The organism is Hamadaea flava, from assembly GCF_024172085.1.
Taxonomy (GTDB): domain Bacteria; phylum Actinomycetota; class Actinomycetes; order Mycobacteriales; family Micromonosporaceae; genus Hamadaea; species Hamadaea flava.
Map to the genome: position 1 here is coordinate 1902135 of NZ_JAMZDZ010000001.1, position 13858 is coordinate 1915992.

Annotated in this window: 9 protein-coding genes and 1 pseudogene; 8 read left to right on the forward strand and 2 right to left on the reverse strand. The window is 67.8% G+C overall.

What is annotated here, in order from left to right:
- Nucleotides 1-419: 419 nt before the first annotated feature.
- Nucleotides 420-5927, reverse strand: coding sequence for a DUF5005 domain-containing protein (locus HDA40_RS09105; protein WP_253753920.1), 5508 nt, complete (start codon nt 5925-5927; stop codon nt 420-422).
- Nucleotides 5928-6163: 236 nt separating this feature from the next.
- Here HDA40_RS09105 and HDA40_RS42710 point away from each other — a divergent pair.
- Nucleotides 6164-6322 (forward strand): annotated as a pseudogene (locus HDA40_RS42710) (hypothetical protein); the annotation flags it as partial.
- A gap of 55 nt (nt 6323-6377) precedes the next feature.
- Here HDA40_RS42710 and HDA40_RS09110 read toward each other — a convergent pair.
- On the reverse strand, nt 6378-7073 hold the full coding sequence (locus tag HDA40_RS09110; protein WP_253753922.1) for a hypothetical protein: 696 nt from the start codon (nt 7071-7073) through the stop codon (nt 6378-6380).
- Nucleotides 7074-7424: 351 nt separating this feature from the next.
- Here HDA40_RS09110 and HDA40_RS09115 point away from each other — a divergent pair, with 351 nt between their 5' ends.
- From HDA40_RS09115 to HDA40_RS09145, 7 genes are all read left to right on the forward strand, one after another.
- On the forward strand, nt 7425-8654 hold the full coding sequence (locus HDA40_RS09115; protein WP_253753924.1) for a sensor histidine kinase: 1230 nt from the start codon (nt 7425-7427) through the stop codon (nt 8652-8654).
- 52 nt (nt 8655-8706) lie between these two features.
- Complete coding sequence (locus HDA40_RS09120) at nt 8707-9369, forward strand: response regulator (protein WP_308197680.1); 663 nt, start codon at nt 8707-8709, stop codon at nt 9367-9369.
- A gap of 279 nt (nt 9370-9648) precedes the next feature.
- Nucleotides 9649-9969, forward strand: coding sequence for a PadR family transcriptional regulator (locus tag HDA40_RS09125; RefSeq protein WP_253753926.1), 321 nt, complete (start codon nt 9649-9651; stop codon nt 9967-9969).
- A 9-nt stretch (nt 9970-9978) separates the two neighbouring features.
- Nucleotides 9979-11061 (forward strand): hypothetical protein, encoded by a 1083-nt coding sequence (locus tag HDA40_RS09130; RefSeq protein ID WP_253753928.1) that lies wholly within the window; start codon nt 9979-9981, stop codon nt 11059-11061.
- 133 nt (nt 11062-11194) lie between these two features.
- The gene (locus tag HDA40_RS09135; RefSeq protein WP_253753930.1) at nt 11195-11467 is read left to right on the forward strand and encodes a hypothetical protein; all 273 of its coding nucleotides are present in this window, start codon (nt 11195-11197) and stop codon (nt 11465-11467) included.
- A gap of 407 nt (nt 11468-11874) precedes the next feature.
- Complete coding sequence (locus tag HDA40_RS09140; protein ID WP_253753933.1) at nt 11875-12609, forward strand: hypothetical protein; 735 nt, start codon at nt 11875-11877, stop codon at nt 12607-12609.
- Between the two features lie 338 nt (nt 12610-12947).
- A complete protein-coding gene (locus HDA40_RS09145; RefSeq protein WP_253753934.1) occupies nt 12948-13463 on the forward strand; it encodes a hypothetical protein in 516 nt (171 codons plus the stop codon).
- The last annotated feature ends 395 nt before the right edge of the window (nt 13464-13858 follow it).

The window sequence follows — 13858 nt, forward strand, 5'->3', positions numbered from 1 at the left end:
ACGGGCCGCATCAAGCAGCAATCGTCAATGCACTTTCCGTCCCGACCTCGGTGTTTGGCTCGCCTTCTTCGACTCACGGCGACCCGACTCCCCCGTCGAGCAAGCCGTCGCATTCGTGCGCCCGGTGACCACACAGCATCGAGCATCGTCCGAGGCCAGCCGTCCCAGGCATGTCGCGCCAGAGCGGGTTCTAGTGCCATCAGGAACACACTCGCGTTCGAGATCGGCTTTGCCGCTCAATGGATCGCGACTCAGCAAGAGCCCAAGGCCCGCGCGTGGCTTGACTGGTACGCAGAGCAGCGTCCGGCTATCCGGTACGCCTCCAGCGCTAGCCGGGTCGGGCCGACGTCGCCTTACCGGCGCGGGGCGGCTCCCACCCGGGCTGCCCGCCCGGATGGGAGCCATCGAATGACCGCAGATCACTGACAAAGGACCGTTCTCACCTCTGGTGAGTACGCGGATGTCTCTATCCAGGTCCCGTATCCGTCCGTCCACCTCGTGACGGCGTGGGTCAGGTAAGCCCTACATTCGTCGTAGTACATCTTCAGCTGAGCGGTGCTCGTGCCGGCCCGGTACTCCCCGACGGTTCCCCAGTTCTCGATGTTCATCTCCCACATGTTCCACTCGATGATGTCGACGTCGAGCATTCCCAGGATCCGCACGATCACCTGGACGTTGAACACCACTCCGTGGCAACTCGCGGTGTTGGTGGCGGAGATCTGGTACCTTTCGTCGCTGACTTTCCGATAACTCGGAGTGCTTGCGATCGTCGTGCAACCGCCGGTGTGGGTCGTGGCCCGTGCGGTGTTGGACGGACCACTCTCGAACCAGGCGTTGGCCGCGGTGACCCGGAACTCGTACGTCGTGTGAATGTTGAGATAGTTCAGCGTGATCCACGTCGACGGCGTCGGGTACATCGTCCTGAGCCATGCCCCGTTGCGGTCCACGTTGCGGTAGTAGACGTAGTACATTACGTTCGGCGACGGGCTGGACTTCCAGCTCAGGCTGACTGAGTTGTACCTCGCGGCCGCCACGAGATTGGACGGCGGCGCGGGGGTCGGCGGCAACGGACGTGCCGTGGCGACGTTGGAAGGGGCGGAGTCGCCGGACAGGTTGGTCGCCCGCAACCGGAAGTCGTAGGTGACTCCGTTGGTCAGCAACGACACGGTGTTGGTGCAGCAAGTGGTGACGGGAATGCTGATCCGCTGCCACGCGCCGCCGTTGGCGCGGTACTCGATCCAGTAGTACACATTCGCCGTCGGGCTGGCCGACCACCGCAACGTCACCCGGCCGTCCCCCGCCTGCGCGGTCAGACCACTCGGCGGCTGCGGCAACGGCGGCATCGGCCGCGCCGTCGCCACGTTCGACGGCGTCGAATCACCCGTGATGTTGGTCGCCCGCAACCGGAAGTCGTAGGTGACTCCGTTGGTCAGCAACGACACGGTGTTGGTGCAGCAGATGGTGACGGGAATGCTGATCCGCTGCCACGCGCCGCCGTTGGCCCGGTACTCGATCCAGTAGTACACATTCGCCGTCGGGCTGGCCGACCACCGCAACGTCACCCGGCCGTCCCCCGCCTGCGCGGTCAGACCACTCGGCGGCTGCGGCAACGGCGGCATCGGCCGCGCCGTCGCTACGTTCGACGCCGAACTGTTGCCCGAGGCGTTGGTGGCCCGTACGCGGAACTCGTACGTCGTGCCGTTGTCGAGCAGCGACACTGTGTTGGTGCAGCAGGTGGTGTCTGGAACGCTGATCCGCCGCCACGCTCCGCCGGTCGGACGGTACTCGATGAGGTACCAGACGCTGGGCGTAGGACTCGCGGCCCAGCGCAACGTGACCTTGCCGTCACCGGCCTGGGCGCTCAGCCCGCTCGGGGCCAGCGGCAGCCCACCTATCGACCTCACCTGGATGATGGGCGAAGCCGGTCCCTCACCACCCTGGTTGGACGCGGTGACCTTGAATTCGTACTCGTGGTCGTGGACGAGTGGGCCGATCGACACCCACGTCTTCTCGGTCGGCAGACCGAGTTTGATGAACCCGGCCTGCCCAGCCGTCACGTCGCGGTAATAGGCCCAGTAGTAGAAGTCGCCCGCGGCGGGCGGATCCCAGTCCAGGTCGACGTAACCGTCCCCGGCGGCCTGGCCGGTGAGGTTGCGAGGCGCTGCCGGTGGGGCGTACGCCGAGACCGCCTGGATCGGGTCGGACAGCGGCCCGGGTCGGCCGTTGGTGGCGCCCACCTTGAACTCGTACCGGCTGTTGTGGGTCAAGTAGCTGACCGTGAAGGTGCAGCACGTCGTCACCGGCAACCCGATCTTCGTGAACGACGTCTCGCCCGCCGTCACGTCCCGTTGGTAGACGTCGTACCAGTGAGGTCCGTTGGCCGGCTCGCTCCAGGTGAGGACGATCGTGCCGTCCGGCTTCGGTGTCGCGGTCAGCCCGGTCACCTTGCCCGGCAAGGGCTTCTGCGGCGTGGCGCGCACGAGGTTGGTCGGCGCCGACTCGCCACCCTGGCCGGTCGCGGTGAGGGTGAACTCGTACTCGGCACCGTTGTCGAGATATCCGATCGACACGGTGCAGCAATCGGCTACTGGCCAGGGCAGCGGCGTGGTCACGGTCTCGCCTGCGGTCACGTTGCGCCGATACACCCGATACCAGACGGACGGAGTGGGGCTGGCCGTCCAGGTCAGGGTCACCATGCCGTCGCCTGCGGCCGCTGTGAGTCCCGTGGGTGGCTGCGGCACCGGATACCGTGAGACGGCCCGCGCGGTGTTCGACGGCGGGCTCTCGCCGCCGCGGTTGGTGGCCGACACCTGGAACTCGTACTCATGCCCGTGCATCAGGTACTGGGCCGTCATCGTGCAGCACTGCACGACCGGAGACGGCAGCTCGGTGGGGGCGCTCTCGCCTGCGGTGACGTCACGCTGATAGACCTTGTACCAGACGTTGGGCGCGGGGGGATGCCAGTCGAGCCTGATGGTCCCGTCCGGGTTCGCGGCAGCGGTCAGGCCGGTCGGCGGGCCGGGCGGCTGGGTCCGGGCGGTCGCGCCGGCCGGTGTGGAGTCCGGGCCGATGCCGGTGCTGGTGAACGCCGCGACGGTGAACTCGTATGTGTGTCCTTCCTGCAGGCCGTTCGCGATGGCGGTCGTGCCGGTGATCTTCTCGCTGCGCCGGGTGAAGGTGGTCTCGCCCTCGCTCACGTCACGTTGCGAGATCAGATACCGGACGTCCGGCTCGGGCACTGCAGTCCAGGTCAGCTTGATCGTGCCGTCATCAAGCGAAGCGGCCGTCAGGCCGGTGGGCGCATTCGTGGGACGCTGCTCGACGAACACTGACAAGTTGGGGGCACCAACGAGATCGGTCAGCCGATCCCGCGTCGCCGCCAGCCGCAGGGCTTCCTGAATCTCGGCGATCGTGTACGCCGGGTGAGCGTCGAGGATGAGTGCGACGACGCCGGCCACGTGCGGTGCGGCCATCGACGTGCCGGTGAGCACCTTGGGCGGGAAGAGCGCGTCCGTGGCGTAGTCCGCGGATGGAATGTCGGTTCCCGGTGCCCAGATGTCGATGCACGCCCCGTAGTTGCTCGAGGGGTCGCGCGACAGGAGTTTGTTCATGTTGCCGACGGTGATGACATCGTCCGACTGGTAGACCTTGTCGGAGTGCGCGGGTGCCACGTCGCACGCGTCGTCGGCTGCCTGCTGCCCAGAACGGCGGTTGCCGGCCGCGACCACGACCGGAATGCCGCTGGCGGTGGCGTCGCGTACCGCCCGATCCATGCTGGTGCGGCCCGAACCGGCGAACGCCCCGAGGCTCATGTTGATCACTGCCGGCCGCTGAACGGAGGCGATGACCCACCGCACTCCGCGTTCGACGGAGGACGCGGTGGACTTGACCTTGAACTTGCCGTCCACTGGGTCGACATAGCAGTAGAACACCCGCACCGGGTGCAGCTGAACGTCTTTCGCGACGCCCCACTGCGTACCGCCGATGATGCCCGCGACGTGCGTACCGTGGCCCGAGCAGTCCTCGGTGTCCGTCGTGGAGGGATTGCCGGTGGTGTTGATGCCGTTGCCGATGCGCCCGCCGAAGTCGGCCTGCGTCGACCTGATCCCCGTGTCGAGCACGTACGCGTGCACCCCGGTGGCGACGTTCGGATAGTGGTAGCGGCCGTCCAGCGGCAACGTCCGTTGGTCGATGTGATCCAGACCCCACGGTGCTCCCTGCTGTTCGCCTCCTGCGCTGGCGGCCAGTTCGATCTCACGATCTTGTTCGACGTCCTCCACGTCCGGATGCCCGGCGAGATCGATCGCCTGCCGCTCGGTCAGCGTCGCGGAGAACACCAGCGACCGGTCGGGAAAGAAATCGCTGACCGTGCCCCCGGTCTGCGCCACCAGCTCACGAGCCACGGCCTCCACCCCACGCCCGCGTGCCGCGGCGTCGGTCTTGAGCCCGATGATGTACCGGCCCGGCAGCGACTCGGGCAGGTTCGCCAGCCGGATCACGGTGGCGTCGCGTTGCGCCTGCGGCACCACCGCGACTGTGGCCGAGAACGCTCCCTCGCCGACCGAGTTCGCGGCGGTAACCGAGAACTCGTATCGGTGGCCGCTGATCAGCCCAGTGATGTCGGCCGACGGCTGCGTCACCGGCTGCGGCTGACGAGCCGCATGCGTCTGACCGTTGGTCACGTCGCGCCGGTGGACGAAATACCTGGGGGCTCCGTTGACCGCGGGCCACGTGAGGTGGACGACGCCGGCGGCGTCGGAGGTGGCGGTCAGCCCCAGAGGCGCCGCCGGCAAGGAGGAAGGATCCGGCTGGAGCCGGGGCCAATCCAGTTCGACGAACCGCGGCCGGTAGAGGTGGGCGTCGGCGTAGTTGTCGGCATTGTCGAGACTGTTGACGTCGTACGACATCAGCAGCTTGCCCGACCGCGCCAAGTCGGGATGCAGCCGTGCGGTGTACACGATCTTCTGCGTACCGGGCTGCTGTTCCGGCGCGGTCAGCAGCTGTACCGGCCCAGCGAACGAGCCGGTCGGCGACGTCGCCGTGTACGCCACGAACTGCGGGTCGAACACAGCGTTGGTCTCCTGCGTCACCAGCACGTACTGGCCGCCGACCTTCTGTACTGCAAAGGAGTTGCCGACGCCGCTCATCACACGCGTCGCCTCGGCTTCGGCGCCGGACCACCCGGTCCCCGTCCAGTACTGCCAGGCTGCGCCCAAACCGCCGGCCGGAGCCCGGGCGATGTGCGCGAACTTCATTCCGGCCAACCCGGAAGACGTGCCGTAGATGTAGGTGTAGGAGCCGTCGCCGAGCAGCGCCGAACCCCACTGGATCGACCGGCCCACCGGCAGATCGATCAGCGAGGTCTGGGTGAGGCCGGGCAGCGCGAAGGTGGCCAGCGACGTACCCATCAGCTCCACGTCGAGGCTGCCAGCGCCGAACCGGCGGAAGCGGTTGTACAGCACCTTCAACACACCGGACTCCACGACCGCGTCGCCGACCCACGCGAACTCGCCTTCCGACGCGGGCTTCACCAGCGTCTCCGGAAAGGCGGCCGACCCACCGTGCAGCGTGACGGCGAGCGTGGCACCGTCCTGCACCACCATGGTGTTGTTCACCATCGGCGCGCCGTCCGGCCGGGTGCCGTCGGCGTTGACCGTGCCGAGAAACGTGTCCGAGAACAGCCACGCCACACGGCCGTCGGGCAGCAGCACCGACACCGTGCCGTCCCCACCGGTCCAATGCCCGCCCGCGTCCCCGTACTCGGTGAACATGGAGCTCACCTGAGCGGCCGTCATCCCACCGGCGGGAACGCTGGCCGCCGCCGGCCCCGCTGCGCCAGCGATCACCACGACGGCCGTCGTCGACGCCGACAGCAAGGCGCAGACCGCGGCCGCAAAGCGGCGCAGCCTCCGATTCAGTCTCCTCATTGCCGAAGCATGGAGATCGGCTGCTTCAGATCGGCTTCACCGGCGCTTCACGGTCACGGGCAGGGCACGAGATCGCGACCGAACCCTCGGCCAAGGGCGGTATGAACGTCGGCTGGATCGAGAACGGCGATCGGATCAAGGTCAAAGGCGTCGGTCAACCTCGCGGTCGCCGAGCGGCAGATCCGCAAGCGGCCCCGCCGTGGTACCCCCGCGGCGCCGGTCCGGGCGCCACTGCCATGACCGGCCGGATCACGCCGGGCAATGGGATCCCCGGCTACGAGCTCCGGCTGGAGGGACACCCCGACAACCATTGGTACGACAGGGATTCCGGCCTGACCATTCACCACGAGAGCGACAGCACCACCGCGCTACGCAGCCCAGGACTCGACCAGGCGGCCCTCCACGGAGTCCTCGCCCGCGTGCGCGACCTTGGCGCCGCCCTGATCTCGGTCACGACCGGACGAGGCGCACGCCGGTCGCGAGCAGCCAGACGAGCCAGGCGGCGAACCCTAGGAGCCCGACGAAGATCAGCGGCGAGCCGTCGGCGATCGCGAGGTTGCCGAGCCCCACGGCGAGCAGCAGGCTCGCGCCCACCAGGCCCAGCAGGCGCTGCCAAGCCGGAGTCAGCCCACTCGCGTGCGCGGCCAGGGCCGCGCCGATGAAGGTGGTGCCGAGCATCGGCAGCGCCAGCGCGAACGCCGCCGCGTGAGCCCGCCAGACGAACTCGAGCGCGGGCGTCGGCTCGGCGAGCCCGCCGGCGGAAAGCGCGAGCCCGATCTGCAGGACGTTGACAAACACGAAGATGGCCGACAGCGTCGCGCCAGCGGCCAAGGCGAGGCGCGACCAGTCGGCGCCCGCTCCGCCGCGCCGCTCCACGAGGCCGTACAGGCCCGTCACGAACACGAGCAGCAGCGGCAGGTACAGGGCCACCAGACCGGACGCGATCGCGACCGAGTCGCGGTTGGACGCGTAGTAGGCCAGCACTTCCTCGATCGGAGCGCCGTAGCTCGGCGCGCCCGTTACCGCGAACACCGCGTTCTCCATCACCACCGACACCACGAACGCGATCGCCGCGGCGCCGACGAGCCGGCCTCGAACGAACCAACTGCGGGCTTGCGTGGTGGCGGTGTTCTGCGGTGATCTCATCTCTTACTCCTTCGTTTCAGTCGGATGGCGGGTTGTCGAGCAGGTTCGGGGGTTTTCCTTCGGATGGTCATCGGTTCTTCTTTCGATAGAAGCGGTCCCTCCGCCGGAGTGGCGGCAGGATGTACCGAGGCCGCGCCCACCTGGACGAGCACATCGCCTCGACCGGGCAGCGGTAGCCCGACCTCGGACGACTCTTCTTTGGCTGTCCGTCCCCATGATGTGGAACAGATTGCTGGAGCCGCCGGATACGCCGCTACGAACCGAGGTCGAAGGCGGCGGGCCGAAGGTCTACACCGTGGGTTCGACTTTGGTCGGATGCCATGGGGCCTGGACCGGCCGTACCCTTTGATCATGATGGCCCCGGCGGACCCGCAGGATGGGAGCCCGCCACCGGCGGGCGTGATCAGCGATGCTGACCACGACCCGGTACGCCCGGCCGGGCCCACGGCGCGCGGCCGGCTGGTCGACGCCGCGTGTTTCCTGCTGGCCGTTGGCGTGGTGGTGCTGACCCTGGCCGACAGCCGCGGGCAGCACATCGCGCCGGTCCCGCTCACCGTCGACCTCATCCTCGGCGGCCTGTGCAGTCTGGGGGTGTGGCTGCGCCGGCGCTGGCCGGTCGGCCTCGCCGTGGCCGCGGGTCTGGTCAGCGTCTACGCGACGTCCGCCGGGGGCGCGGCGCTCATCGCGCTATTCACCGTCGCGGTGCACCGGCGCTTCGCGGTGGTCGCCCCGATCGCGGCTGGGTGCGCGCTCGTACCGTTCCTGACGCTGCTGGTCCGCCCGGACGTCCCGGTCGGGTCCCCGTCGGAGATCGTGCTGGGCGTCGTCTTCGGCGTCGCGGTGCTCGCCTGGGGCATGTTTGTACGGGCCCGACGCCAGTCGTTGCGGGAGCGGGCTGGGCGGGTCGAGGCCGAACAGGAACTGCGGGTCGCCGAAGCCCGCCAGGGCGAACGCAACCGGATCGCCCGGGAGATGCACGACGTGCTCGCCCACCGCCTGTCCCTGCTGAGCCTGCACGCCGGGGCGCTGGAGCTACGCCCCGACGCCGCGCCCGACGAGGTCGCCCGCGCCGCCGGGGTGGTCCGCGACAGCGCCTACCAAGCGCTGGAGGACCTTCGGGCGGTGATCGGCGTCCTCCGCACCGGTGTCGACCGGTCCGACGAGACGCCAGAACGGCCGCAGCCCACCCTGGCCGACCTCCCCGACCTCGTCGACCAATCGCGGCGCGCCGGGATGCGGGCACGGCTCGACTGGCAGACCGACCCGCTTTCCGCCGTACCGACTGGTGTGGGGCGCAGCGCGTACCGGATCGTGCAAGAAGGGCTGACCAACGCCCGCAAGCACGCCCCCGACGGCGAGGTGGCCGTCACCGTCCGGGCAACTCCGGGCGACGGCGTAACCGTCGAGATCCGCAACCCGTGTCCGATGGGGACCGGCGGCGGTACCGCAATTCCCGGCGCTGGCATCGGTCTCATCGGGCTCACCGAACGGGCCGCCCTCGCCGGCGGACGCCTCGAACACGGACCCACCCCGGCCGGTGAGTTCCGGCTCTGGGTCTGGCTACCGTGGCCTACCCTCTGATCGCGGCCAGGGTCGGTCCGTGGCCCGGCTGGGCAGAGAGAAGGAGCCCAACGTGAACGCAGCGGTGCGGGTCCTCGTCGTCGACGACGACCCGCTCGTGCGGGCCGGCCTGGCGATGGTCATCGGCGGCTCGCCCGACCTGACCGTGGTGGGCGAGGCCGGTGACGGAAGCGAAGTAGCCGCCGCTGTCGACGCCTACGCCCCGGACGTGGTGCTGATGGACATCCGCATGCCCACCCTCGACGGCCTCGCCGCCACCGAACAGCTGCGTGCCCGACCCGACCCACCCGAGGTCATCGTCCTGACCACCTTCGACGCCGACGAGCACGTCCTGCGCGCGCTGCGCGCCGGGGCCAGCGGCTTCCTGCTCAAGCACACCCCACCCGCCGAGATCCTGCGCGCGATCACGCGGGTCGCAGCCGGCGAACCCATCCTGTCGCCGACCGTGACCCGACAGCTCATCGCCCACCTCAGCGACACCGGCGCCGCCGCCAGGCAACGGCACGCCACCACCGCGCTGGATCAGCTCAGCGAACGCGAACGCGAGGTCGCCATCGCCGTCGGGCGGGGCAAGTCCAACGCCGAGATCGCGGGCGAGCTGTTCATGAGCGTGGCCACCGTGAAAGCCCACATCTCCCGCATACTCACCAAACTCAATCTCAACAACCGTACCCAGATCGCCCTACTCGCCCACGACGCCAGCCTCACCAGCTGACACCGGAAGCCTTCTGGCACCCGCCCGCACCCGGCGTGGGCGGGCGAGCCGACCCGCTGGCCGGCGAGCCGGCCCTTCGCGGCTCAGGATGGCTCGTGACTCAGCATGTGCCCGAGGGCGCGGGCACGGGTTCACCTAGTTGATTGGACGCCGTCAACACAAACGATGTTCGCTTGAGTGGTTCGCGACCTCGGCCGGGTTCGGAGCGCCTCACCACGCGCGCTCCTTGCAGCCACTAACCGATTGACTACATATAGAGATAGTCTTTATATTGCGTACGTGTCGATCCGTGAACCCACGTTCTTCATTCTGACCGCGCTGGCGAAGGAGCCGCTGCACGGCTACGGCATCATCAGGACCGTCGACGAACTCTCCGAGGGGCGGGTAAAGCTGCAGGCGGGCACGCTCTACGCCGCCCTGGACCGCCTCTCTGGTGAGGGACACGTGTTCCTCGACCGCGAGGAGGCCGTCGATGGCCGACTCCGCCGGTATTACCGACTCACCGATGGCGGCAGGGCGCTGCTCACCGCCGAGGTGGAATTGCTCCGCAAGAACGCGTCTCTCGCCGCAGCGCGGCTGCGCCCGATTCCGGCTATGTAGGGGCTGAACATGACACAACTGGAAGGCGCTTACCGCAGGCTGTTGCTGTTCTACCCCAGGAGCTTCCGCCGTGAACGCGGCCAGGAGGTCGTCACAACCCTCATGGACGCGGCCAACCCGGGGCGGACCAAGCCGACCAGGTCAGAGGCTGCGGACTTGATCCTGGGCGGACTCAGATGGCGATTCAGACTCCCCGGCGGACCCGCGTACCGGATGGTCGCCATCGTGGTGGCCATGTTCATCGGCCTCGCCGCATCGGCCGCCGCGAGCGAGTTGGTCTGGCGCGCCTCGCCGACCATGCCTGCGGACGCCGACGTGGAAGCGATCGGCAGGTCCGTCACCACGTTGGCGCCGGTCCAAGGTCCGTTCCCCTCGGCGTACTACGACGGTTGTGACCACGCGGATACCAACGAAGCTTGCGAGTCCCTTGTCCCGGCCGGTGCCGACCCGGTGGTCAGACATACGTGGCTGGCGTACCGGGTGCCCGGTGCCGAGGTCAACGCGTGGGTTGAACAGGTCAGAGATCAGTTGATAGCCGACGGTTGGCAGATCGGGCGAACCGTCTCCAGCCAGACCGATCTGGCCGTCGCCAAATATCCCGAGCAGACGATCTTCTGGGCGGTCAAGGACGACCTTGTGGTCCGCGTCAGTGGAGACCCCACCGAGAAGTACGCACCCTCGAACCCGAACGTCAGCATCCAGGTCCACAAGCAGGCACCCCCCATGGTCACGGTCGGAGCCGTGGTGGGACTGTTGTTCGGCGTCATAGTCGGCTGGATGTTCGCCGGATGGGCGCTACGCGGATTCCGGCGGCACACATCCGCAGGGAGGATCGCGATGCTGGTGGTCGCCATACCCGGCTTGGTCGTGGCCGCGCTGACTGGGATAGCGGCGCTGGTCCTGGCGTTCTACTTCGCCACGGCGCTCGGCTGGTCGCATCAGGACTCCCGCTTTCCCTTCCTGGTGCTTTCGTATATTCCGGCGGTCTCGCTCGCGAGCGGCATCAGCCTGTTCCTCGCTGCGGCACTCGCCGCGATGGCACCGCGAGGGTCTGCCCCGGCCACCGAATCGAGCGACAGGCTGGCGGCCTGACCGGCAAGGTGCGCAAGGCGGTCGGGGCGATCGCTCTGGTGGCCGGCAGCTGACGGTTGGGGATCGGCCCACAGCGGCAGCGCTGATTCGGCGCCACCAGCACGTCGACATCGCGCAAGTCGTGATGCACCGCATGCACCTCGACGATCTCTGCCAAGGCATCGCGGCTCAGAACTCGGTACGCGCCGACGAGGAGGTCGCGGGGCTGCCGCCGGCACTCGTCGCGGTCTACCCGTTGCAGCTCACCGTTCACGGCGAGGGCGGGCTTGCCCTCGGCCAGCTCGTGCTCCGGGCGAGCGATCCACACGGCGGCCTCTGGCGCGCCGGCCTGAAACGCCGAGATTCGCTCGTACGACCGCGCCAGACGTGGGTCACCACTGTTGAGTGGCGTGGCCGGAAGAATTGAGATCCCGGTGGATGGCCGGGCCGCGGAGGGTTGTCCGAGGTCAGCAAGTATTAGGTATGTCGAGCTGGAGTGGGTTCCAGTGCATCCAGGAACACGCTCGCGTTCGAGGTTGGGTTTGCTGCTCGGTGCGGATCGTGGCTCATTGAGCATTTTGGAGGAGCTATGCCTTGTGTGCATTGAGGTTCAGGCTCGCTGACCGCGTGCTGGCCTGCCCCAGGTAAGGACCCATGCCGCTGATCGCGCCCGGGGTTGATCGCCTCGGGGATACGCGGGGTCGTGCTCATAGTCACGAGCCGAGATGCCGCGTCCTCCAGCGATCCGGTGTCATCGTATTTGCTGCTCTCGCTTGAGCATTGGGGCGGCCGCGTAGGGCGGCGGGGAACAGTTTGTGCGGCGATAATCGCGTGATGATCAACCGTGAGCCTCGTTGGCTGGAGCGATATCAGGACGGGCAGCACGATCAGGTGTGGCACGAGTTCCGGCAGCTGGGCAGTGCCATCCGCGCGCATCCCGAGCTCATGGAAGAGGCGCAGCTGGTGTGCGACGAGATGGCCCACCGTGCGCGGCGTAACATCGAGCTGACCGTGCAACGCCTGTCGGACGAGGGCTACCGGTTTCACCGCAACGACGCCGAGGAAACACCGTATGTGGCCCACTATCCGCCGACACCTGCCGCGGACGAGCACGCGGTATGGCTGCAGCAGCAGTTCGGTTCCGTGCCCCTGACGCTGCTGTCATGGGTCCGGCTTGTCGGAGACGTGTGGCTCGTTGGAACGCACCCGCAATGGACCAGCTCCGCCAGCGCCGATCCCTTCGTCTTGGAAGTCGAAGGCACCCGGCACGGCAGCGGATCGATTCGTTCCTACTTCGAACGCACCTGGAACAATCGGCGGGAATCCCGGCCGTTCGTTCTTCCGCTAGCGCCGGACAAGTTTCATAAGCAAAACGTCAGCGGTGGCGGACCATATGGTCTCGTGCTGCCCGACGGCTGCGTCGACGGGCTGTTCTCCTGGGAAGCCAACATGCCATTCGTTGCTTACCTCAACTGGGTCTTCAGCGAAGGCGGCTTCCCGCTGCCGTCAGGCGACCGCAACCAGTGGCGTGTTCGGCATCGCTTGATCGGCGACATGCTGCGCTTGTAGAGGTCGGTGGCGTCGGCATCTGGTTCGCCTCTTGGCCGACCGTCCATGGTGCACATGGGGCGCAAGCATGCGCTCGGCCTCACCGACGCCCAGTGGGAGCTGCCGACGCACGACCCGCCGCGTGGAAGGATGCTTCCGAAGGTCTGGCCAGCGTCCTGTGATGATGCAGGCAGCTGCCCGCCGCGGCGACCGAGAGTGGAGGCTCCATACCAGCTGCGTTGACCAGGCGAGCGCGTTCGTTCCTCAGCATTGACGGGCACCGCCTACACACCGAGATGAGCCCGGCCACGCGCGATCACTGGACGAAGCATGGCATTCCGCCATCGGTGATCGAACGGATGGCGGCATACGAGGCACAATGGGGCGGATGGTTGCTGCCCCCGGCGCCGCGCTACAACGGCGGCCCCAAGGTGTTCCGCAGCGACATGCCGGAGACCGACGGCGCGAGTAACTGGTGGTTCGACGCGGGCGATCCGCGGGTTTCGACGTGGTACGGGTTCTTGATCGGCCCCGAGAACGAATTCTGCATCGGCGACCGCGCTCATCGAATCACTCTGCACAGCTCGATCACGGGATGGATCGAGTCGGTGGCGTTGGCGTACCAGGTCCAGCGGTGGGCGCCGCGGAGCGTCACAGTGCGCGGCCCAGCGGTCGACGAAGTCGACCTGTCTGGCATGGAGCCGTTCGTGGAGGTCGAGGGAGTGTCGGACGGATGGTGGCGCAGAGCGGACACGGTGATCGCCGTGTACCAGGCGGAAGCCTGGCTCCTGGGGCGCCCCGAGGAGCAGATCGCCACCATCTACAGCGGCATCACCGAACCTGAGATCTACCTGGATTATTCAACGGGCACTTAAGCCGGGCTTTGTCAGGGTAGCCTCGCGGCCCACCATCGACGGCGTCTGGCCCGATCGACGCATCGCGGCCGCGTGTCGGCGCCGGACAAAACCTGGATCGGCGTCGACACAGACCTCGATGACCCGCCCGTCGTTGACACCGGTGGACGCCAACAATACGGCTGTGGAGCCCGGCCCAGTAGGACAGCGCGTGTGACACCCCTTGTCGGTATGACAGTCCTCGAGGCCGGTGCTACGCGATGGGCGATGGATCGTCGGGAGCCAGAGGCCCGTTGACATCGCGTCACGATCGGCGCGAGTCCGATGTGATCGTCGACGGCAAAGTGTTGCGTTGCAAGCCCTCCGCCGATACCGACGCGCTCGTGAAGACGCTCGTTCAGAACGACGTCATGGAA

Coding starts and splice junctions, on each gene's coding strand:
- HDA40_RS09105 (WP_253753920.1), bottom strand. CDS start 5,927: ATGAGGAGACTGAATCGGAGGCTGCGCCGCTTTGCGGCCGCGGTCTGC.
- HDA40_RS09110 (WP_253753922.1), bottom strand. CDS start 7,073: ATGAGATCACCGCAGAACACCGCCACCACGCAAGCCCGCAGTTGGTTC.
- HDA40_RS09115 (WP_253753924.1), top strand. CDS start 7,425: ATGATGGCCCCGGCGGACCCGCAGGATGGGAGCCCGCCACCGGCGGGC.
- HDA40_RS09130 (WP_253753928.1), top strand. CDS start 9,979: ATGACACAACTGGAAGGCGCTTACCGCAGGCTGTTGCTGTTCTACCCC.
- HDA40_RS09135 (WP_253753930.1), top strand. CDS start 11,195: ATGCACCTCGACGATCTCTGCCAAGGCATCGCGGCTCAGAACTCGGTA.
- HDA40_RS09140 (WP_253753933.1), top strand. CDS start 11,875: ATGATCAACCGTGAGCCTCGTTGGCTGGAGCGATATCAGGACGGGCAG.
- HDA40_RS09145 (WP_253753934.1), top strand. CDS start 12,948: ATGGCGGCATACGAGGCACAATGGGGCGGATGGTTGCTGCCCCCGGCG.